Here is a 20,620-nt window from a genome sequence, read left to right as displayed (position 1 = left end):
CGAGGTCACTCATCGGCGCCCCGCTTCCACTGCTCAACCACCGAGAGAGCCGCCTTCGTGCTCGTGATGTCGTGCACCCGAACCGCCCAGGCGCCGGCCTGCGCGGCCAGTGCCGCCGTAACCGCAGACACGAAGTCGCGGTCTTCGAAGGGAGCGCCCTTCGGCACGAGTTCACCCAGAAAGCGTTTGCGCGAGGCACCGATCATCATCGGCAGCCCGATGCGGGTGAACCGCTCGAGGTGGCCGAGAATCTTCCAGTTGTGCTCGGAGTTCTTCGCGAAGCCGAGGCCGGGGTCGATCATGAGCTTGTCGGGGTTCACGCCGCGAACCACCAGCTCGGCCACTCGGTACTCGAGTTCACCGCTCACCTCCGCCACGACGTCGCCGTACACGGCCTTGTTGTTCATCTCGCTGCTGTGGCCCCGCCAGTGTGAAACGACGAACGGGGCATCCAACCGGATGATCGTCTCGGTCATCAGCGGATCGCTCAGCCCGCCCGACACATCGTTCACGATCACCGCGCCCGCGTTGATGGCCGCTTCGGCGGTGCTGGAGTTCATCGTGTCGACGCTCACCGCGACGCCTCGGCGGGCGAGTGCCTCGATGACGGGAATCACCCGGTGCTGCTCCTCTTCGACCGGCACCCGGCGCGCGCCGGGCCGCGTGGACTCTCCCCCGATATCGACGAGATCGGCCCCCGCGGCGGCCAGTTCGAGGCCGTGCGCGATGGCGGCCTCGGAGCGCAGCCAGCGGCCCCCGTCGCTGAAGGAATCGGTGGTCACGTTCAGCACACCCACGATGAGCGTGCGGCCCGTGGGCAACTGGTCGAAGGTGGGCGGTTCGACCACGTCGGCGGGGCGGCGGCGGCGCGCGAAGGCCGCGCCCACGTCGGTCACAGCGAGACTCCGTGCGGGGTATGCGCAGCGTCGAGCGCGGCGGCTTCGGGCACCGCCGCTTCGGGCGTCGCGACTTCGGGCGTCGAGCCGGCAGTCGCCACGATCGACTCGATGGATGCTTCGGGGCGGCCGATGAGCGCCATCAGTTCGGCCCGCGCGGCAGGCTCCGCGAGCGAGCCGCGGCTGGCCACGGTGACGGTGGTGCTGTCGGTCTGCCGGGGGCCGCGGGTGGTGACGCAGCCGTGACTGGCTTCGAGCACCACGAGTACCCCCCGGGCATCCACCCCGTCGGCCAGCGTCTGAGCGATCTGCTCGCCGAGGCGCTCTTGCAGCTGCGGGCGCGAAGCGAGCACGTCGACGATGGCAGACAGACGGCCGAGGCCCACCAGCCGATCGCTCGGTACATAGGCGATGTGCGCCGTGCCCACGAAGGGCAAAAGGTGGTGTTCGCACATCGAGCGAAAGTGGATGCCTCGCACGAGCACGGGCTCGGTTGTGCGAGGGGCTCCACGGTCATCCAGCGCCGCCGCGTCGTCGGCGCTCGCGAGCGGGAACGTCTCGCCGATCACGCTCAGCGGCTCGACGCCGACGCCCGAGAAGAACTCGGCATACGACTCGGCGACCCGGCGCGGAGTGCTCGCCAGCTCGGGCCGACCGGGGTCTTCTCCGATCGCCTCGAGCAGTTCGAGCACCGCCGCCTCAATTCGTGCCTTGTTCACGAGAGAACCCGTCACTGTTGAAGTCGGCCCTGTCGGAGTCGGCCCTATGGAAGTCGGCCCTGGTGAAGTCAGCCCTGTTGTCAGCTCTGCCACTGGATTCGGCACCGAAGTGTCAGAGTGCCTCAGGCGGTGGCAGGCCGCGGCGGAGCCTGCGGGGCGCGCTTCGGCTTCGTCTCGAGTTCAGGCTCGCTCGAGATTCCGCCGTCGGTTGCGCCGAGGTCGATGGGGGCCTTCGCGGTCACGAACTCCACCGGCGGAATCGACGACACGGGGCGCCGCTCGCTCGACAGCCACTGCGGGCGGGGAGGCAGGTGACGAACGTCTTTGAAGATCTCGGCCAGCTCGTGCTGATCGAGCGTCTCTTTTTCGAGCAGCTCGGTCGCCAGACGGTCGAGAATGTCGCGGTTGTCGTTCAAGACCTGCCAGGCCTCGTCGTGCGCCGCCTCGATGAGCGTGCGCACCTCGGCGTCGACCTGCTGGGCGACGCTGTCGGAGTAATCGCGCTCGTGGCCCATGTTGCGCCCCAAGAACATCTCACCGGATGCACTGCCGAGCTTGACCGCGCCGACGTTCGATGACATTCCGTAGTCGGTCACCATCTTGCGCGCCGTGTCGGTGGCCTTCTCGATGTCGTTCGACGCACCCGTGGTCGGGTCGTGGAACACGACCTCTTCGGCCACTCGGCCACCCATGGCGTACGCCAGCTGGTCGAGCAGTTCGTTACGCGAAACCGAGTAACGGTCTTCGAGCGGCAGCACCATCGTGTAACCGAGGGCACGGCCTCGCGGCAGAATCGTGATCTTGGTCACCGGGTCGGTGTAGTTCATCGCGGTGGCGACGAGAGCGTGACCGCCCTCGTGGTACGCCGTGACCAGCTTCTCTTTGTCGCGCATGATGCGCGTGCGACGCTGCGGGCCGGCCATGACACGGTCGACGGCCTCATCGAGCGCACGGTTGTCGATCAGCTGCGCGTTCGAGCGAGCGGTGAGCAGGGCGGCCTCGTTGAGCACGTTCGCCAGGTCGGCGCCCGTGAAACCGGGCGTCTTGCGAGCGAGCACCTCGAGGTCGACCCCGGCGGCCAGGGGCTTGCCGCGGCCGTGCACCTCGAGAATCTGCTGGCGGCCCTTGAGGTCGGGCGCATCCACACCGATCTGTCGGTCGAAGCGGCCCGGGCGCAGAAGTGCGGGGTCGAGAATGTCGGGGCGGTTCGTCGCCGCGATCAAGATGACGTTCGTCTTGACGTCGAAGCCGTCCATCTCGACCAGAAGCTGGTTGAGGGTCTGCTCGCGCTCGTCGTGCCCGCCGCCCATGCCTGCGCCACGGTGACGACCGACCGCGTCGATCTCGTCGATGAAGATGATGGCGGGAGAGTTCTGCTTGGCCTGTTCGAACAGGTCACGCACGCGGCTTGCACCGACACCCACGAACATCTCGACGAAGTCAGAACCCGAGATGGAGTAGAAGGGAACGCCGGCCTCACCGGCGACAGCGCGGGCGAGCAGCGTCTTGCCCGTACCGGGCGCGCCGTAGAGCAGAACGCCCTTCGGAATACGCGCACCGACGGCGAGGAACTTCGACGGGTCTTTTAAGAAATCTTTGATCTCTTCGAGCTCTTCGATGGCCTCGTCGTTACCGGCGACGTCTTGGAAGGTGACCTTCGGGGTGTCTTTCGACACCAGCTTCGCCTTCGACTTGCCGAACTGCATGACCTTGTTTCCGCCGCCCTGCATGCCCGAGAGCATCAGCCAGAAGAACGCACCGATGAGGATGACCGGAAGAAGAATGCCCAGCAGCGAGACGAACCAGTTCGTCTGCGGAACCTGGTCGTTGTACCCGTCGGCGGGGGCCGCAGCCGTGACGGCGTCGATGACCTCGGTGCCGCGCGGGGTCACGTAGTAGAACTGCACCTTCGAGCCGTACTTCGCGTCGGGGCTGGTCAGCGTGAGGTCGACACGCTGCTCGCCGTCGACGATGAGTGCCTGCGAGACCTGCTTGTTCTGCAAGAACTGAAGCCCCTGCTGAGTGGAGACCTGCTGGAAACCCGAGCCGGTGATCAGGCCGAAGCCGACCCATAACGCGATGGCACCAAGGATGATGTACGGAATCGGAGACCTGAAAATACGCCTCAGGCTCATGTCTTTCTTCGGTTCTTGCGGCAAAACCGGCACCTTTCTGGTCACCAAGTACTGGCTAAGGTTACCCGTGCCCGACTGGGCGTGCCCTGCGTGTTCCCCGTGGGCTTAACGCACGTCGCTTAAATGATGGGCACCGGCGACTTCCGCAGCATTCCGCCGAAGCGGGAATGATCGGCCACTCGTCGCGGTTGCCCATTCCAGCGATCATCCGTCTGCCGTCAGCCGTATGTTTCGATCGGGTAAATTCAGGAACTGTTCATTTCCGAAACTCGCCAGTACCGTATAGGCTGATGGTTATGTCTGAAGCCTCACCCGAAATCACCGCCGCGCCATCGCGCCGCTGGTGGACGCTCGTCGTCGTCGCCCTCGCCCAGCTCATGGTCGTGCTCGATTCCACCGTCGTCAACATCGCCCTCCCCGCCGCTCAAGCCGACCTCGGCTTTTCGAACGCCGACCGCCAATGGGTCATCACGGCCTACTCCCTCGCCTTCGGCAGCCTGCTGCTGCTCGGCGGCCGCCTGTCTGACCTGATGGGGCGCAAGCGCACTTTCATCATCGGGCTGATCGGCTTCGCCATCGCCTCGGCGTTGGGCGGCGCAGCCGACAGCTTCGGCACCTTGGTCGCTGCACGCGCCCTGCAGGGAGCCTTCGGCGCTCTGCTCGCGCCCACAGCGCTCGCCGTGCTGACAACCACCTTCACCATTCCCAAGGAACGCGCTCGCGCCTTCGGCGTGTTCGGCGCGATCGCCGGAGCCGGCGGCGCCGTGGGACTGCTTCTCGGCGGTGTGCTCACCGAGAACTTCAACTGGCGCTGGAACCTCTACATCAACGTGTTCATCGCCGTCATCGCCGTGATCGGCGCGGTCATCTTCTTGACCACCGTCGCACGCACCGGTCCTCGCCCGAAGCTCGACATTCCGGGAACGATCCTGGTTTCCGCCGGTCTGTTCTCACTGGTCTTCGGTTTCTCGAACGCCGAGACAGACGGCTGGGGATCGGTCTCGAGCTGGGGCTTCCTCGTGGCCAGCGGTGTGCTGCTCGCGGCATTCGTGCTCTGGCAGCGTTTGGCGAAGCATCCGCTGCTGCCGCTCGCCGTGGTGCTCGACCGCAACCGCGGCGCCTCGTTCCTCTCTGTGCTGATCGCCGGTGCCGGAATGTTCGGCATCTTCTTGTTCGTCACCTATTACCTCGAGGTTTCGCTGCACTACTCGCCCATTCAGACCGGCACCGCCTTCTTGCCGATGATCGTGATGCTCGTCATCGCGGCGCAGTTGTCGACGAACATCTTCGTTCCGCGGTTCGGGCCCAAGGTCATGGTTCCGACCGGTATGGTGATCGGCGTGATCGGCATGCTGCTGCTCACCAGGCTCGATACGAACAGCACCTACCTCGGAGACATCCTGCCGGCGCTGCTCGTTCTCGGCTTCGCGATGGGATCGATCATGCCCGCCGCGATGCAGACCGCGACACTCGGAGTGAACCGCCAGTTCGCGGGCGTGGCCTCGGCCAGCGTCAACACCAGCCAGCAGGTCGGCGGGTCGATCGGTACCGCGCTCTTGAACACGCTCGCGGCGACCGCCGCGACGAGCTATGTCGCATCGCATCTGCCGGCCTCCCCCGAGGTCATCTCGAACGCCGCCATCGCGAGCTACAACACCGCCTACCTGTTCAGTGCGATTTTCTTCGCGGTCGGCGCGATCATCTCGGCGTTGCTCTACACGCGTCGTTCGACCGTCACGGCGACGGCCCACGCCGCGCACGCTGAGGCTCAGGCCGAAGACGCTGCCGACGACCTTCCCCTGGTCGCCGCGCACTAACACCGTCGCACAGCGGTTCACGTCGCACAGCAGAAAGTCGCCCGGCCGTTCAGGCTCGGGCGACTTTTTGTTGCGGCAGGCGAGGCGTCGCGGCGATCTCGCCAGGTGAGTCGACTGCGCCAGGTGAGGCGTCTTCGCCAGGTGAGGCTACGGAGCTAGACAGCGGTAGGGCGGATGCCCAGCGCCGGCATCAGCACGCCGTCGATGATCGATAGCAAGAACTCCTTGTCGACCGGCTTCTTCAGCACGAGGGTGCGATACGCAGCCATCGACGACGTGATCATGGCGAGAGTCTCGATGTCAGCGTCTGCCGAGATCTCACCTCGCGCGACGGCCCGTTGCATGAACATCCGGTTGACACTCGCGCGTGGCTCGACGATTGCCGCATTCACCACGTCGGCGAGACCCGGGTCGCGCGAGAGCATCGACATGACCCCGGCCATGATCTGCAGCTTGCGTTCTCCCTCTTCGATGGAGTGCGGCTTGATCATGGCGACCATGTCGCCGCGCAGGGTACCGGTGTCGGGCAGGCTTTCGAGATCGAAGTGACTCTGCTTCATACAGGCCACTGCGTCGATCACCAGGTCGGCTTTGGATGACCAGCGGCGGTAGAGCGTGGCCTTACCCGCCTTGGCGCGGGCAGCCACCATGTCGATGGTCATGCCGTCGTAACCCGTCTCGGCGAGAACCTCGAGTGCGGCATCCAGAATCTCGGGGTCACGGGTGTGATCACGCTTGCGGCCGAGCTTCGGGGCGGTGTCGGTGGTCCCTGGCAGGGTGATCTGAGGGGCGTCGATCTGCGTCATTACAGCGGCTGCCTTTCTGTGAAGAACGTGTGAAGAACCATCCAATTTTCAGAAACTCTCAATATCCGAAACTGGTGAGTACCGTATATGCTATCAAACATGTCGGAGAAAACGGCGGCTGAAACCGCATCTACTCGTCGCTGGTTCACTCTGGCCACCGTCGCACTCGCACAACTCATGGTCGTGCTCGACGCCACGGTGGTGAACATCGCGCTTCCTGCGGCCCAGGCAGACCTCGGGTTCAGCAACGGCGACCGGCAGTGGGTCGTCACCGCCTATTCACTCGCCTTCGGCAGCCTGCTGCTGCTGGGCGGCCGCGTCTCCGACCTCATCGGGCGTAAACGCGCCTTCATCATCGGTCTCATCGGGTTCGCCGCGGCATCCGCTCTCGGTGGCGCGGCCGACAGCTTCGGCACCCTCGTCGCCGCGCGTGCCCTGCAGGGCGTCTTCGGCGCACTGCTCGCGCCAACCGCTCTCGCCGTGCTGACCACCACCTTCACCATTCCGAAAGAGCGTGCGCGGGCGTTCGGCGTCTTCGGCGCCATCGCCGGTGCAGGCGGCGCGGTAGGGCTGCTGCTCGGCGGCTACCTCACCCAGGATTACAGCTGGCGCTGGAACCTCTACATCAACGTCTTCTTCGCCATCATCGCGGTGATCGGTGCCATCATCTTCGTGCCGGCGCTCGGCAAGCGGGTCGGCGCGCGACCCAAGCTCGACATCCCGGGCACGCTGCTCGTCTCGGCGGCTCTGTTCTCGCTCGTGTACGGCTTCTCGAACGCCGAGACGAACGGCTGGGGCGACTTCTGGACGTGGGGCATGCTGGTGGCCAGCGGCATCCTGTTCGTGGCATTCGTGCTCTGGCAGCAGCGCGCGAAGCATCCGCTGCTGCCGCTGCCGATCATTCTCAACCGCAACCGCGGGGCGTCGTACCTGTCGGTTTTCGTGGCGGGCTCGGGCATGTTCGCCGTCTTCCTTTTCTTGACCTATTACCTGCAGACCTCGCTCGGGTTCTCGCCCATCACCACGGGCCTCTCGTTCTTGCCGATGATCGCCTGCCTCGTGCTGGCCGCCCAACTCAGCACGAACATCTTCGTACCGAGGTTCGGCCCGAAGGTGCTGGTTCCCACCGGAATGGTCATGGCGTCGATCGCACTGGCGTGGATGACCCAGCTCGACCTGGCGAGCACCTATGCTGCGAACATCCTGCCGCCCCTGATGCTCATGGGCCTGGCGATGGGCACGATCATGCCGGCGTCGATCCAGACCGCCACGCTCGGTGTCGACCGGCAGTACGCCGGCGTCGCCTCGGCTATGGTGAACACGAGTCAGCAGATCGGCGGCTCGATCAGCACCGCCCTGCTCAACACGCTGGTCGCCACCGCCGTGACGAACTTCATCGCCTCGAACATCGCCGGGGCCACGACGCCGGCCGCGCAGGCGGCGGTCGCGGCGCAGGCCGCCGTGAACGGCTACCACGTGGCGTACTGGTGCGCATCGGCGTTCTTCCTGGCCGGCGCCATCATGGCGGCGCTGCTCTACAAGCGCAAAGCGTCGATTCAGGCGACACTGCACGCGGCGCACGCCACGGCCGAGCAGCACCGCGAGAACGACCGCGCGAACGACGCGGCCGGCGCCCCCGCCACGGCGTAACGCATCCGACGCGCGAGTCCATCTCGTGCGGCCGAAGTCGACACGTCTACGTGGCGGTCTCGGTCAACCGCGGCGGGCTCGGTCAACCGCGACGGGCTCGTCCGACCGTGGCGGTCTCGGCCGGCCGCGACCGGCTCGGCCGGCCGCGACCGGCTCGTCCCCGTTTCACGGGCCGGCGACCAGCTGCGGGCGGGGCAGGCGTCAGGAGTACATGTGCGGCGACAGCACGCCGATGTCTTTGAGGTTGCGGTACTTCTCGGCGTAGTCGAGCCCGTAGCCCACCACGAACTCGTTCGGAATGTCGAAGCCCACGTAGCGAACATCCAGTTCGATCTTCACGGCGTCGGGCTTGCGCAGCAGCGCGCACACCTCAACCGACGCCGGGCCGCGTGAGCGCAGGTTCGCCAGCAACCACGACAGCGTGAGCCCCGAGTCGATGATGTCTTCGACGATCAGCACCGTACGGCCCTCGAGTTCGGAGTCGAGGTCTTTCAGAATGCGCACCACACCGCTCGACTGCGTGCTGTTGCCGTACGAGCTCACGGCCATCCAGTCCATGCTCACCGGCAGGTGCAGCTCGCGCGCCAGATCGGCCATCACCATGACCGCACCCTTCAGCACGCCCACCAGCAGCAGGTCTTGCCCGGCGTAGTCGGCCTCGATGCGGCGGGCGAGTTCGGCGATTTTCGCGTGGATCTCGGCCTCAGTGATCAGAATGTTCGAAAGGTCGGCTTCGACGTCGCTGGAATCCATGCGGCCAGCCTACCCAACGCGGCCGGGGCGGCGCGGCGCTGCCTGGGGCGGCATTTCGGAGGAGATTCCGACCCCGTGAGGCCTATAGCGGGGCACTCCCCCGAAATCTCCGCTGTTTCGAGGCGACGCGCGGTCAGGCGCGGCGGGCGAAGAGCAGTTGGCCGGCGGCCCGGGTGACGCGGATGCCCGGCAGATCTACCCCGGCCTGCCCGTGCCAGTCGTGCACGAGCCGCATCGCGGCAAGGGTCTGCGTGCGCGAGAGGGCCGTGCCGAACTCCGCGGCGACCACGTAGCGGACGATCCGCTGCGCGAGCGCCGGCGGGTTCGAGGCGAGGCCGTGCACATCGATGGCGATGCCGGCCTCGGCGTGCTCGACGATCTCGGCCGCCCATTCGGCGGCCAGGGCATCCAGTGCCTCGTCGTCTTCACGCAGCAGGTCAGCGGTGCGCGCGAGGGCTTCGGCGATTCCGGGGCCGAGTTCGGCCTCGAGCAGCGGCAGCACGGTGCTGCGCACACGCACGCGGGCATACGCCGGGTCGTCGTTCTGCGGGTCGTGCCACGCCTCGAGCCCCTGGTCTTCGAGAGAGTGGTGCACGGTTCGCCGGTGGATGCCCAGCAGCGGCCGCAGATACACCCCGTTGATGCGGCTCATGCCACTCAGGCTGCTCGCTCCGGAGCCGCGAGCGAGACCCAGCAGCACCGTCTCGGCCTGATCGTCGAGGGTATGGGCGAGCAGGATGAAGCTTGCACCCGTGGCAGCGCGGGCGCGCTCGAAGGCCGCGTAACGGGCCGTGCGGGCGGCGGCCTCGGGGCCGCCGGTGGGCGTCGGAGGCTCGCCCGACTCGCCCGCCGCGGGGTCTGTGTCGGCTTCGGCGCGGGTGCGGTCCACCGCCGCGGCCGAGCGCGCCACCACCACGCGCTCGACGAGCGCCGGGGCGAGGCCGAGGGCCCGGGCCTGGGCGGCAGCGTGGGCGGCGACCTCGGCCGATCCTGGTTGCAGGGAGTGATCCACGATGATGGCGCCGGCGCGAAGGCGTGCACGCGGCGCCTCGAAGGCGAGCGCGGCTGCCAGGGCGAGGGAATCGGGGCCGCCACTCAGGGCGACGAGCACGAGCCGGGCATCCGGAGCCGGTGCAGCCTGCGGCGGCGAGCCTGCGGGGTCGGGCTGCCGGGCATCCACTCTTGCCGACGCGGCCGCGGGCGACAGCACCTCGCCGAGCAGCTCACGCACGGCACGGCGCACGTCGGCCATCGCCGGGGTGAGGCGCGGGCGGCGTTCGTTCGGATGCATCCAGTAACGTTATTGCAGTTATCGACTCATAAAGGAGCACTTTCGTCATGGCCAGTTACGACGCCGTCATCGAGATTCCCAAGGGAAGCCGCAACAAGTACGAAGTCGACCACGAAACCGGCCGGGTGTACCTCGACCGCGTGCTCTTCACCTCGTTCGTCTACCCCACCGACTACGGCTTCTTCGAGAACACCCTCGGCCTCGACGGCGACCCCGTCGACGTGCTGGTGCTGCTCGAGTACCCCGTCTACCCCGGCGTGGGCGTGAAGGTGCGGCCGGTCGGCGTGTTCAACATGAGCGACGAGGCGGGTGTCGACTCGAAGGTCATCGCTGTTCCGGCGAAAGACCCGCGCTGGGCTGGCATTCAGGATGTCTCGGACATTCCCTCGCAGCTGCGCGGCGAAATCGAGCACTTCTTCGAGCACTACAAAGACCTCGAGCCCGGCAAATGGGTCAAGACCGAGGGCTGGGGCTCTGCCGCGGATGCTGACGAGATCATCCAGAACGGCATCACCAAGCTGGCCGCAGAGGGCGCACACTAGCGTCGCGTTCCGCATCGGCGGTAGTTCGGCGCATGCGCGGTAGTTCGAACCACCGCAGTTGTTCCGAACTACCGCGCCTTCGTCGACGAGGCGAGCGAACGGGTCGCCGTGCGGCGCGGATGCTCACCCGACGCGCGCGGATTCGGATCGATTGGCGCGCGACTCAGCGGTGTGGCATACTCGTTGAGTTGTCAAAACGGCCCCATCGTTTAGCGGCCTAGGACGCTGCCCTTTCACGGCAGTAGCACGGGTTCGAATCCCGTTGGGGTCACAGCTGACGTAGGGTAGGCTCTTCTGGGGTCACCCGGCAACGGATGCTCAGCAACACAATTTCACAAGAAGTACCAGTTTCATCAGTTTGGCCCTGTAGCGCAGTTGGTTAGCGCGCCGCCCTGTCACGGCGGAGGTCGCCGGTTCAAGTCCGGTCAGGGTCGCAAAGGTTCGAGTGCCCTTCCTTCGGGAAGGGTTTTTCGGCCTCTGGAGGGCCTCGCGCTCTTCGGCTCTGTAGCTCAGTTGGTAGAGCGTTCGACTGAAAATCGAAAGGTCACCGGATCGATGCCGGTCGGAGCCACTGCCCTACTTCGAGGCTTCTACTTGGAGTAGGGCTTTTTCGTTCCCGTCTCGAGATGCGCTGTTTCGGTGCCGTGGACACATTTTGGACACATTCCAACTTGCTGACTCGATGCCCTCCGAATCGCGTCGAGGATTGAGGATACGTGAACATCGTCGATCAAGCAGTCGAGGTACTGCGCATGGTCGGCGTCACCGTAGAAGCAGGACTGTCAGAATCCGAGCTACGCCGCATCGAGAGCACTTTCGACTTTCGGTTCGGACCAGATCACCGACAGTTGTTGTCGAGAGTGTTGCCCGTGGGCAAAGGATGGGTCGGCTGGCGCTCCGACTCGGATGATGAAGTCAGAAAGCGACTCGACCGCCATAAGGACTGGGTGCTTTCGTACGTAGTCGAAGATGGCGTGTGGGGCCGCACCTGGGGCGAACGGCCGACCTCCTTGTTTGAAGCTGCGGACATCGCGATCAGGCAGATCAATCTTTGGCCCGCCCTTGTTCCGTTGTACGCGCATCGCTACATGCCGGCTGAGCCAAGCGAGTCTGGCGCTCCAGTTTTGTCAGTCCACGGGCTCGACACGATCTTCTACGGCACCAATCTCGCGAAGTACTTTCTCACTGAGTTCGGGCTGATGGACCGGGAAGCTCCAACCGATTACGGCGAGGATCGCAAGCCACCCTGGTCGCAACTCGAATTGTGGTTTGGCGATTCAGACCTGTGGTGAAAGTGATTCAGGTCACCAGAACATTGCCGGTACTTGCTCGAAATTCCTCGGCCACAGCGCCAATCGTGTACTCGACCACTTCGACCGACTGAGCCTTCAGTGCTGCGAGCACCTCCGCAGGAGTCGTGTAGAAGAATTCGCGTCGAAGGTTCACGCGATTGACGCGTTGCGCCGCGAACGTCTGATGCAGCATCGCTTCGACGCCGACCGCGTCGTCTGCGAAAACCAGCGCGTGCACATCGAAACGGAACGGAACGGACGCGTCGCCGAGTTCGTTGACCCGATCCATTGGCTCGAGCCGCCGGGTCATTCCGATCTTGACCATTCGCTCGCCAAATGCACCAACGTTCGAGATCACGTAGACGTATCCCGCCCGGATGTTAGCGGTGCGGTAGTCGACATCATCAATCGCTCGCTGGACGTCTTCTAGCTTTGCGTTCATTCGCTCGACACCCTCGAGGTCTCCGTTGGCTGCCAGTGCCGCGATGGCCGCAGCGTAGTGCGCCTTCTCTTTCTGCAGCCGCTCGCCCTCCCGACGGAGTTCTTGCTCGGCCTTCTGCTGCTCGCGTAGCTCCGCCCGCCGTTCTCGCTCGAGTTCCTTTTCGCGCTGCACAGTCATCAGATGCTCATTGGCGAGTTCGATCTCTTTGAGCCTCAGAAAATGGAACTGCGAATCGATGCGAAGCGAAGCCATCTCACCGCTCTTCGCGATTTGCTCCGCGGCTCGAGTCAGCCGCGTCTGCGCAACATGAAGATTGCCGGCCTTCGTCGTCTTGATAGCGTTCTCGGCTTCAGCGTTGTATGCCCGCAACAAAACCTTGGCCATGTTGTCAGTGAATTTCTTGCCCAGCGCTGTAGATCCGTTGAATGTGAATCCGGTTGCGGTGATTACGGCCTGCTTCAGACGAATGCGCTCCTTGATCGACGCGCGGAGCGATTCGAGCTGCGTAGAAAGCTGCGCGGAGGACTGTGCAGGATGCTCGAAATCGAACAGTCCGACGTTTTGGAGTTCGATTGTCGCAGCGATCTCGATGCGTTGCGCATTCAGACCCGCGACGTCAGCCTCTGCGGACTGACGTCTCATTTCCACCTCTTGGAGTGATCGATTCAGTTCGGCGAGACGCACCTCCAACTCCACGCGCTCGGCAGCCATCGCAGCCTCTGCCTGCGCGCGATAAGAGTCGATGTCGGCGAACGTTTTGAGCCCGTGCTTGTCTACGATCGCCGCAAGTCGTTCGCACTCTGCCTGCAATCGAGTCGCAAGGTCTCGCGCATCTCTCTTGGACAGTCGATCGATCGCAATCGGCACGCTTGTGGCCTGAGCGTTTGCAACAGGCGTAACGACCTCTTGTTGCGCCCGAGCCTCTCGTCGGCTCGCTGGTGGCCGAACGTCGTCTTGGAAATACTCAGTCCACTGAGTGCCGTCCCACCATCGTTGACGGCCTGAACCGTCGTCGTACCATCCAGCAGCTGCGTTGGCCATTCGTCCCCCTCGAACAAATCAATGGCGAGCATATCGCTTAGTTAGTTTGTGAGACATTCGCTCATGACTGCGCCTCGATTAAGTGCCGTCGCCACTGCATCCAAATCGTCGTCGAAGAGGTCAGCGTAGACATCGAGAGTCATCGCCGCCGATGCGTGGCCGAGCATCCGCTGGACTGCCTTGACGTTTGCACCAGCTGAAACCGCGAGTGAGGCTGCGGTGTGCCGCAGATCGTGAACTGTGACGCGCGGGAAGGTGGGATCGGCAGTCATGGCTCGCTTCACGGCACCGTCGTACACGCGACCACAGAAGTTGCTTGACCGGAGTACTCCCCCGTCAGCTCCGGCGAAGACGATTGCCTCGCGTGGTTTGCCTGAGCAACGCTTTTCAAGATGTGGAACGAGGAACTCTGGAAATGGGACGGATCGACACTCGTGATTCTTCGGCGTACCCCACGTGATGACGCCTCGGGGCTCGGAGACTGCCTCGGAGACCTCGACTCGACGACGGCTCATGTCGAGGCGCTCTACGGTCAGGCCAGCCATCTCGCCCCAACGTAGGCCGGTTTAGGCCAAGAACAGAACGATGTCACCCTGCTCGCCGCACTCGGTTACGAGAGCGCGCACTTGCGCGTGGTTCAGGTAACCACGCTTCTTCCTGACGATCCTGGGGAGTTGAATGTCATCGCACGGATTCTTGATGATTCGGCCGTCACGAACGGCATACTTCATGACGCCGGCCAAGACGAGATGAATCTGTCGGACCATGGAGGGCCCCAGGGTCTTCATCAAGTCTGTGATCCACGCCTGAACTTCTCCATGGTTGACATCAACTAGCCGCAAGTGACCCCATCTCGGAAAAACGTGCTTGTCGAGGGAATGGCGATAGCCAGAGAGAGTCGTCGGCTTCACCTGGACCTGAGCGGTGAACCACTCCACGGCGACGCTCGCCACAGTCGATCGCGACCTCGTAGGGTCGATCCACTCACCGCATCTTCGAAACTTCGACAGTGGCCACAATCAACGGCAAGCCCGTGTCAGACGCTCAGATCCAGGAGTGGGCTGACGAAGCAGAGCGCGGCTACGACGTCGTAGAGCTCAAACGACGCGGACGTCCGCGAATGGGAAGCGCCGCTGCGCACGTAACGACGATCCGGCTCGACCCTGAACTCGAGTCGGCGCTCGACGACCGGGCGGAACAGGAGCACAGCACGCGCAGCGACGTCATCCGCGAGGCACTTCGCGAGTGGCTCAAGATTGCCTAATAGTTTCAAGCCCGACACGTACGTCGGGCCGCACGCCGCAGTAACGAAATAGATACAGTCTCTATAGGACCGAGTGGGGATCGCGTTCTCCCAATCGTCATCACAATCCGATCACGTTGTATGCCCAAGGAGCGCTAGATAATGAACAGGAATGAGCCACAGGAGCTTGTTCTCGAAAGCGCGACCGGTGCGCCGCGCCCTTTGGTCCTGAAATTTGGCGGTTCCCTCGTCGAGCAACTCGGTGCGCAGCTTTACCCATCCGTTACTGCAACTGTCGCGGAGCTCATCAGCAACGCTTGGGACGCTGACGCTAATCATGTGTGGGTAACAGTGCCCTTCGGCGACGATTGGAGCGAAAACGGCGAACTCGTCGTGCTTGACGATGGGCATGGCATGACGAGATCCGAAGCGCAGGAAGCTTACCTGGTGGTTGGGCGGAAAAAGCGGTTGACGAGGCTCGGGGATAAGTCCGAGGGCGGGCGGCTGGTGCATGGTCGAAAGGGAATCGGCAAATTGGCCGCCTTCGGCACTGCCGGATACCTCGAGTGCACAACGGTGCGAGACGGAGTTCGCACCTCGTTCGGGATCGACTACGACGAGCTGCGATTACTGAATCCCGATCAAAACTACTTCGTCGACGACATTGTCAATCCTCTTCCTCTGCTTGACCCAAACGGTGTTCCTCTCGAACACGGCACAAGGGTTCGTCTGACAAAACTCAGGGTGAAGCGCAAAATCTCGGCAGATACGTTTCAAACCGCGATGTCGCGTCGATTCGCCATACGCGACATGAAAGTCATCATAAATGGTCGGCCTTTGGAACGATTCGACATACCACTTCAGTTTCGACTCCCTAGAGACGAAACCCCGGCTGGTGCCCAGGTTGATTCGGACGGTTGGGGTGTCGAGCGACTGCCATCCGGTGACGAGATCAAATGGTGGATTGGCTTCACTGAAAAACCATTGACCGATAGTGATCAGCTCGGGGTCAGCGTTCTGGCCCGCGACAAGATGGCTCAGCGTCCATTCAAATTTGAGAGATCAGCCGGAACGACCGCCCAATTAGGAATGGAATACCTGGTTGGAGAGGTTGTAGCGGATTGGCTGGATCAGGGGGACGATATTGACTCGGATTACATCCAAAGCAATCGAGATCAACTTCAACTAGAGAACGCTCGCCTGGATGAGTTCATGGATTGGGGCCGTCGGCGCCTCGCGTGGGCTTTGAGGGTTCGCCAAGACTTGCGGCAAAAGCTATCCGCGGACGAAACCGAGAAGAACGAGGAACTGGACCTAATCCTCGGGAACACAAGTTCGCGCGAACGGCGCGCACTTCGTGGTGTCGCGGATAAGCTCGGTCGACTGCCCGAAATTGAACAATCACAGGTCAACGAGATTATGCGCTCCGTAATCGAAAGCCGAAGTGACGCGCAAGTGCAACGCGTGGCTGCCGAAATCGAAACCGCAGGTGACGACCACGATCCTGAACTATGGTCACTCGTCTCGCAGTTCGGGGCGATAGATGCAAGACGTCTGATCGCTGTAATCGAGGCAAGGCTTACGACAATCGAGAAGATACGAGCTGGCTTGGCGAGAGGCGGACATATCGTTGGAGCCCACGAAATGCTTGGCGACGATATCTGGGTCGTTGACCCGCGATTGCATCAGCTTGGGTCAGGGATTGAGATGAATAGTGTGCTGGCGGAACACGACTGGCCAATTTCCCCAAAAGATAGTTCTATCCGCGTTTTTGCTCCGATGGCGCCAGCGGCCACTGACGAGATCGCCATCATCGAACTGCGTGACGAAGTCGAAACAAACACGGCCGCAATTGCCAACTTCACCTCTCTCGTGGAGCGCGTGCAGCAGTTTCAGATTAGCCAAGGGGCTCCCGCGCTAGTTCATGGAATGTTGATTTCGAGCAGCTACGATTCTGTGCCGCCTGACTACCGAGCAGCGATCAACATCAATTCTCTCGGATCAGTGAAAATCCGGACTTGGGCCGAAGTTCTAGAACAATCGAGAGACCTGCATCTTGGGTGGCTTGCAATCTCGCGTTCAAGAGCTGCGAAGGTGCAAGAGTGAGTCAGACCTTTACAGCCATCGATTTATTCGCAGGCGCGGGGGGAGCTACACAGGGTCTGACCGACGCAGGATTCGAAGTACTAGGCGCTGTCGAACTGGACCCGATCGCAGCAGAGACCTATCGCCTCAATCATCCACGGGTGCGGGTGTGGCAGACGGACATTCGAACACTGCCTGCCACCCAAGTCCGGAACGAGCTTCAATTAGAACCGGGCGAACTCACGTTACTGAAGGCGTGCCCACCCTGCCAAGGTTTCTCCACCCTGGCGGAGGGTCGAATGGATGGCCGGAGGGACGATCGAAACGATCTTGTGGGGCATACCGTACGCTTCGTACGGGCGTTACGACCGATGAGCGTTCTCCTTGAAAACGTCCCTGGGCTTGGTAGGGATCATCGCTCAGCAGATCTCATGTCTGCTCTCGCGATTATGGGCTACGCGGTCAAGTCGTATGTCGTTGACGCAACAGACTTTGACGTGCCGCAGCGTCGAAAAAGGTTCATAATCTTGGCTCTACGAGGCAAGAATAAGGTATTGCCAGCCAAACTTAGCCCCGCCGATTTAGTTTCTCCCAAGAGCGTGCGCGAGGCGTTTGAAGAGCTTGAGCAGTCGATAGATCCGACCGACCCACTGCACGTTCCTCGCCCAACATCGCAACTTGTTGAAGAGCGAATCGCTGCAATTCCGCTGGGCGGCAATCGCTTTGACTTGCCCGAGCACCTTCAACTCGCCTGCCACAAGAACTTGCCGGCGGGAAGCCAGAGGAGCGCCGCCGGGTCGTACGGTCGACTTCGATTGGATGATCCGGCACCTACAATGACAACTCGATGCACGACGCCAGCATGCGGCTCGTTCATTCACCCGACTCTCGACCGTGCGATCACTCTTAGGGAAGCCGCGGCCATCCAAACATTTCCGGCGACATACCAATTTGCCGGCAAGCACGGGGATATCGAGCGTCAAATTGGGAATGCCGTGCCAGTAAAGATGGCGCGTGGCATTGCCCTAAGTCTTGTTGCCTCGTTGGGCCTCAAAAAGTAGCCGCATGAGCACCAGGGGGATACCAACTAGCATGAGGGCACTGCGCGTCGGAGACACAAGACGCGGCACTCTGGCCCCATTTTCCGTTTGGTCGGCAAGCAAGTGGGGGCATTCTTGCTAATCCCAATTCCCATTAGCGCGGAACTTCCCGATATCGCGTCGTTCATTCAGTCAATAAGAGATCCCGACGTGTCGGGGCTACAAATAGAGTTGCCCAGCGATCAGGGTGCCTTACATCCGGTCTTGCTGTGTATGACTGCCTCCATCGCAGCCCGGGCACGCGGGCTTGGGCAGGCAATCGAGTGCCAGGGGGATATGACGGAAGCGCGAGCGCTTAATGAAATGGGTTTCTTTCGTGCGCTCGAAAAATCTGGCAGCGTCGGCTCACAGGAATTCGATCCAACTGGTTCCTACATTCCGCTGAAAGCCATCACCGATAACAAGAACTTGACCGAATTCGTAACGGACTTCGTCCCGTTGCTACATACCTCCGCGGAAACTGCAAATACCGTGAAGTACGTACTATTCGAACTGATCCGCAACGTGTTAGAGCACTCCGGGATCGGATTCGATGCCTACGCCGCAGCGTCCGTGTCCAATGATGGTCGAATTCTCATTGGGGTATCCGACTCCGGGATGGGTATTACCCAAAGTATTCGACAGTCGCATCGAGCCGTCGACGACCACGCAGCCGTAAAGCTAGCTATGACGCCGGGTATCTCCGGAGTCACCGCGAAATATGGAGGGGATGAGACAAATGGAGGTGCCGGCCTCTTCTTCATGAAGGCTCTAGCAACTCTCGCCAAGCAACGAATGCTGGTGCTCTCTGGCCATAGCCTGATGCAACTTGAACCTCAGCTCGACGATGAACCTCAGCTTCATCCAGATCTAAGCGATGATGTTGTCGTCTGGACGAGCCTTGACGCGCCGTTCTTTGGAACGGCCGTAGGTGTGGACTTGAAGGTCGAAGACTCGGTCGCATTCGACACTCTAATGAGCGAAATCCGGAAGGTCTACGATCTAAACGTTAGAACGCAGAAGCGAGCTCGCCACAAGGCTCGGTTCAGTTGAAAATCCACGCGTCCACGGGAAATTTCGCGGGTGACAAAGATGCCGCTGCACACATCCGGGACACGTATCTCAGGCCAACCCTCGCAAGAGGCAAGACCGCTCTCCTCGACTTCAGTCACGTTGAACTCGCGACACAGTCATTCGTTCACGCCTTACTAGCCGCAATCGTTCGTGAGAACCCCGATAGCCTCGAAAAAATCGACTTCAAACACTGCAACGATGCCATAAAGGACATAATTCAGATCGTTGTCGAGTACGCGCAAGATGACTTCGAAGATTAATGTCATCACCGCGGACAAATTTTGGACACATTTCATCGAAATTAGACGGTGCTTTAGTCATCACTCCGCAGTCATTTCGTTTGTCTCTTAGGGGAAAATGGGCGCTCGACGCATCAGCGATGACGTGGAAGAACGACTGAAAATCGAAAGGTCACCGGATCGATGCCGGTCGGAGCCACTGCCTCGCCTTGCGGCTTCTACGGAGGCTGAGGCTTTTTTTGTTCCAGCCCGACGCTAGGCGGAGTCGACCAGGTCGGCGAGCGGCCCGGTCGGCAGGGCTACCCAGCCTTCGCGGCGGGCCTGCGCGAGCATCCCGGGCGGCGCGACGGTCGAGCGGCCGAGGGCGGCGGAGCGCGTGGCCAGGGCCGCGATGACGGCGTCGAAGGCGTCGGTCGAGGCCCGCATCAGCGGCTCGAATTCGGTCAGGTCAAGCCACGGGGCCTCACCCCCCAGTGCGGCGACGAGTTCGGCTCGACGGGCAGGTTCGGTGCGATAGCCCGCCGTGGTGAATCCCCAGAGCCGCAGGGATGCCGCGGGGTAGACCTCGGCGATGCGGCCGGCGCCGGCGCGGTCGACGTCGATTCCGGATGCCCGGAGGCGCCCGAGCAGACCCGCACACCTCATCGCGGTGAGGCCGAGCCGGTCGGTCGAGACGCTCAGCGGCCAACGCCCGGTGACCTCCCGCACCTCACGGTCGGTCGCGCGATAGGCGAGTGTGCGGCGCCAGGCCATGGCACCGTCGGCGTGGGCCGCAAGCACGTCACCGGCAGCGTGCCCCGCAACGAAGGCGACGAAATCGTCGGGCCAACCGAGGGCGCAGTCGATTCCGAGTTTGTCGCACCCGGCGGCCGCCACGACGATCGCCTCGTCGGCGACGCCCAGGCGCAGGTCGCGCAGAACAGCGGAACCGGGCATCCACTCGATGACGGCGAGCGCGGTTCCCTTCGGCTCGGCGGCGAGGTCGACGCCGGCCGTGATCACGGGCATCCTCGACGCATCGGCATTCGTCAAGGGTAGGCCGGGCACGGCCACACCCCCGACAGTCGGAGACCACCGACAGTCGAAGACCACCCATCGTGAACGTCAGTCCGCGGCGAGCGCCCTCACTCGGCGCCGATGATCTGCACCATGTGACTGATGAGTTCGAAGTCTTTGACATTGCGCGTCATCAGCGGCACGCCGAGCGAATAAGCCTGAGCGGCGATCATGATGTCTTTGCTGCGCGCGTGGCCTGGTCGCGTGCGCGAAACCGTGGCGGCGAGTACACCGTATGCCTCGGCCGCGAATTCATCGAACGGCACCCAGTCAAAGGTGCCTCTCAGACGGGACAAACGGCGGGTGCGGTCAGCGCGAGAAATAGCGTCTGGCGCCGCCTCGACACCGAAGTGGAGTTCGGCGAGGCAGATCATGCTGGCGCCGAATGTGTCATCGGGAAGAGCAGCGGGAAGCTGGATCAGCACATTCGTGTCGAGCAGGATCAATGCTTCACCGGGTC

19 protein-coding genes, 3 tRNA genes and 1 pseudogene are annotated in these 20,620 nt (G+C 62.6%); 12 read left to right on the top strand and 11 right to left on the bottom strand.

Annotated features, from left to right (window positions below; all coding sequences use genetic code 11):
* Nucleotides 1-5: 5 nt before the first annotated feature.
* The 3 genes from folP to ftsH form a co-directional block, all read right to left on the bottom strand.
* A complete protein-coding gene (gene folP, locus LQ955_RS19165) occupies nucleotides 6-821 on the bottom strand; it encodes a dihydropteroate synthase (protein ID WP_231028201.1) in 816 nt (271 codons plus the stop codon).
* Nucleotides 822-892: 71 nt separating this feature from the next.
* A complete protein-coding gene (gene folE / locus LQ955_RS19160) occupies nucleotides 893-1,630 on the bottom strand; it encodes a GTP cyclohydrolase I (RefSeq protein ID WP_390623408.1) in 738 nt (245 codons plus the stop codon).
* A gap of 107 nt (nucleotides 1,631-1,737) precedes the next feature.
* Complete coding sequence (gene ftsH / locus LQ955_RS19155) at nucleotides 1,738-3,750, bottom strand: ATP-dependent zinc metalloprotease FtsH (protein ID WP_231028200.1); 2,013 nt, start codon at nucleotides 3,748-3,750, stop codon at nucleotides 1,738-1,740.
* Nucleotides 3,751-4,046: 296 nt separating this feature from the next.
* Between ftsH and LQ955_RS19150 the strand changes: the two genes are divergently transcribed.
* Nucleotides 4,047-5,567, top strand: coding sequence for an MFS transporter (locus tag LQ955_RS19150; RefSeq protein WP_231026061.1), 1,521 nt, complete (start codon nucleotides 4,047-4,049; stop codon nucleotides 5,565-5,567).
* 155 nt (nucleotides 5,568-5,722) lie between these two features.
* Here the strand turns inward: LQ955_RS19150 and LQ955_RS19145 are convergent, their stop codons facing one another.
* Nucleotides 5,723-6,373, bottom strand: coding sequence for a TetR/AcrR family transcriptional regulator (locus LQ955_RS19145; RefSeq protein ID WP_231026060.1), 651 nt, complete (start codon nucleotides 6,371-6,373; stop codon nucleotides 5,723-5,725).
* A gap of 99 nt (nucleotides 6,374-6,472) precedes the next feature.
* On the opposite strand from LQ955_RS19145, the gene LQ955_RS19140 reads away from it, so the two are divergent.
* Nucleotides 6,473-8,023, top strand: a complete 1,551-nt coding sequence (locus tag LQ955_RS19140; protein WP_231026059.1) for an MFS transporter — start codon at nucleotides 6,473-6,475, stop codon at nucleotides 8,021-8,023.
* Nucleotides 8,024-8,224: 201 nt separating this feature from the next.
* Here LQ955_RS19140 and hpt read toward each other — a convergent pair whose 3' ends face one another.
* A complete protein-coding gene (hpt, locus tag LQ955_RS19135) occupies nucleotides 8,225-8,776 on the bottom strand; it encodes a hypoxanthine phosphoribosyltransferase (protein WP_231026058.1) in 552 nt (183 codons plus the stop codon).
* Nucleotides 8,777-8,909: 133 nt separating this feature from the next.
* A complete protein-coding gene (gene tilS, locus LQ955_RS19130) occupies nucleotides 8,910-10,067 on the bottom strand; it encodes a tRNA lysidine(34) synthetase TilS (RefSeq protein ID WP_231026057.1) in 1,158 nt (385 codons plus the stop codon).
* A gap of 47 nt (nucleotides 10,068-10,114) precedes the next feature.
* Between tilS and LQ955_RS19125 the strand changes: the two genes are divergently transcribed.
* The 5 genes from LQ955_RS19125 (at nucleotide 10,115) to LQ955_RS19105 (ending at nucleotide 11,901) form a co-directional block, all read left to right on the top strand.
* Nucleotides 10,115-10,609 (top strand): inorganic diphosphatase, encoded by a 495-nt coding sequence (locus LQ955_RS19125; protein WP_231026056.1) that lies wholly within the window; start codon nucleotides 10,115-10,117, stop codon nucleotides 10,607-10,609.
* Nucleotides 10,610-10,807: 198 nt separating this feature from the next.
* Nucleotides 10,808-10,880: transfer RNA gene (locus tag LQ955_RS19120), tRNA-Glu, on the top strand.
* A gap of 89 nt (nucleotides 10,881-10,969) precedes the next feature.
* Nucleotides 10,970-11,043, top strand: a tRNA-Asp gene (locus tag LQ955_RS19115).
* A 64-nt stretch (nucleotides 11,044-11,107) separates the two neighbouring features.
* Nucleotides 11,108-11,180: transfer RNA gene (locus tag LQ955_RS19110), tRNA-Phe, on the top strand.
* 145 nt (nucleotides 11,181-11,325) lie between these two features.
* Complete coding sequence (locus LQ955_RS19105; protein ID WP_231026055.1) at nucleotides 11,326-11,901, top strand: hypothetical protein; 576 nt, start codon at nucleotides 11,326-11,328, stop codon at nucleotides 11,899-11,901.
* Between the two features lie 7 nt (nucleotides 11,902-11,908).
* Here the strand turns inward: LQ955_RS19105 and LQ955_RS19100 are convergent, their stop codons facing one another.
* The 3 genes and pseudogenes from LQ955_RS19100 to LQ955_RS19090 all read right to left on the bottom strand — a co-directional run bounded on the left by LQ955_RS19100 (nucleotide 11,909) and on the right by LQ955_RS19090 (nucleotide 14,337).
* Entirely contained in the window at nucleotides 11,909-13,384 is a 1,476-nt protein-coding gene (locus LQ955_RS19100) for a DUF4041 domain-containing protein (RefSeq protein WP_231026054.1), read from the bottom strand.
* Nucleotides 13,385-13,425: 41 nt separating this feature from the next.
* A pseudogene (locus LQ955_RS19095) lies at nucleotides 13,426-13,938 on the bottom strand (site-specific integrase); the annotation flags it as partial.
* A 12-nt stretch (nucleotides 13,939-13,950) separates the two neighbouring features.
* Nucleotides 13,951-14,337 (bottom strand): phage integrase central domain-containing protein, encoded by a 387-nt coding sequence (locus LQ955_RS19090; RefSeq protein WP_231026053.1) that lies wholly within the window; start codon nucleotides 14,335-14,337, stop codon nucleotides 13,951-13,953.
* Between the two features lie 56 nt (nucleotides 14,338-14,393).
* Here LQ955_RS19090 and LQ955_RS19085 point away from each other — a divergent pair, with 56 nt between their 5' ends.
* From LQ955_RS19085 to LQ955_RS19065, 5 genes are all read left to right on the top strand, one after another.
* Nucleotides 14,394-14,648 (top strand): ribbon-helix-helix domain-containing protein, encoded by a 255-nt coding sequence (locus tag LQ955_RS19085; protein WP_231026052.1) that lies wholly within the window; start codon nucleotides 14,394-14,396, stop codon nucleotides 14,646-14,648.
* Nucleotides 14,649-14,789: 141 nt separating this feature from the next.
* Entirely contained in the window at nucleotides 14,790-16,733 is a 1,944-nt protein-coding gene (locus LQ955_RS19080) for an ATP-binding protein (RefSeq protein WP_231026051.1), read from the top strand.
* Entirely contained in the window at nucleotides 16,688-17,773 is a 1,086-nt protein-coding gene (locus tag LQ955_RS19075) for a DNA cytosine methyltransferase (RefSeq protein ID WP_313788366.1), read from the top strand. The genes LQ955_RS19080 and LQ955_RS19075 overlap by 46 nt, the downstream gene beginning before the upstream one ends.
* 252 nt (nucleotides 17,774-18,025) lie before the next feature.
* Entirely contained in the window at nucleotides 18,026-18,844 is an 819-nt protein-coding gene (locus LQ955_RS19070) for an ATP-binding protein (RefSeq protein ID WP_231026049.1), read from the top strand.
* The gene (locus LQ955_RS19065; RefSeq protein WP_231026048.1) at nucleotides 18,841-19,125 is read left to right on the top strand and encodes an STAS-like domain-containing protein; all 285 of its coding nucleotides are present in this window, start codon (nucleotides 18,841-18,843) and stop codon (nucleotides 19,123-19,125) included. Before LQ955_RS19070 ends, LQ955_RS19065 begins: the two co-directional genes overlap by 4 nt.
* 234 nt (nucleotides 19,126-19,359) lie before the next feature.
* Here LQ955_RS19065 and LQ955_RS19060 read toward each other — a convergent pair whose 3' ends face one another.
* Both LQ955_RS19060 and LQ955_RS19055 read right to left on the bottom strand, forming a co-directional pair.
* Entirely contained in the window at nucleotides 19,360-20,112 is a 753-nt protein-coding gene (locus LQ955_RS19060) for a DUF429 domain-containing protein (RefSeq protein WP_231026047.1), read from the bottom strand.
* A gap of 116 nt (nucleotides 20,113-20,228) precedes the next feature.
* Entirely contained in the window at nucleotides 20,229-20,606 is a 378-nt protein-coding gene (locus tag LQ955_RS19055) for a PIN domain-containing protein (protein ID WP_231026046.1), read from the bottom strand.
* Nucleotides 20,607-20,620: the final 14 nt, after the last annotated feature.

This window comes from Subtercola endophyticus (genome assembly GCF_021044565.1).
In the GTDB taxonomy this organism is placed as follows: domain Bacteria; phylum Actinomycetota; class Actinomycetes; order Actinomycetales; family Microbacteriaceae; genus Subtercola; species Subtercola endophyticus.
The sequence above is the reverse complement of the archived record's forward strand: the minus strand, read 5'-3'. Positions and strand labels throughout refer to the sequence as shown.

Coding starts and splice junctions, on each gene's coding strand:
- LQ955_RS19100 (WP_231026054.1), bottom strand. CDS start 13,384: ATGGCCAACGCAGCTGCTGGATGGTACGACGACGGTTCAGGCCGTCAA.
- LQ955_RS19145 (WP_231026060.1), bottom strand. CDS start 6,373: ATGACGCAGATCGACGCCCCTCAGATCACCCTGCCAGGGACCACCGAC.
- tilS (WP_231026057.1), bottom strand. CDS start 10,067: ATGCATCCGAACGAACGCCGCCCGCGCCTCACCCCGGCGATGGCCGAC.
- LQ955_RS19125 (WP_231026056.1), top strand. CDS start 10,115: ATGGCCAGTTACGACGCCGTCATCGAGATTCCCAAGGGAAGCCGCAAC.
- LQ955_RS19080 (WP_231026051.1), top strand. CDS start 14,790: ATGAACAGGAATGAGCCACAGGAGCTTGTTCTCGAAAGCGCGACCGGT.
- hpt (WP_231026058.1), bottom strand. CDS start 8,776: ATGGATTCCAGCGACGTCGAAGCCGACCTTTCGAACATTCTGATCACT.
- LQ955_RS19150 (WP_231026061.1), top strand. CDS start 4,047: ATGTCTGAAGCCTCACCCGAAATCACCGCCGCGCCATCGCGCCGCTGG.
- LQ955_RS19070 (WP_231026049.1), top strand. CDS start 18,026: ATGACTGCCTCCATCGCAGCCCGGGCACGCGGGCTTGGGCAGGCAATC.
- LQ955_RS19140 (WP_231026059.1), top strand. CDS start 6,473: ATGTCGGAGAAAACGGCGGCTGAAACCGCATCTACTCGTCGCTGGTTC.
- ftsH (WP_231028200.1), bottom strand. CDS start 3,750: ATGAGCCTGAGGCGTATTTTCAGGTCTCCGATTCCGTACATCATCCTT.
- LQ955_RS19060 (WP_231026047.1), bottom strand. CDS start 20,112: ATGCCCGTGATCACGGCCGGCGTCGACCTCGCCGCCGAGCCGAAGGGA.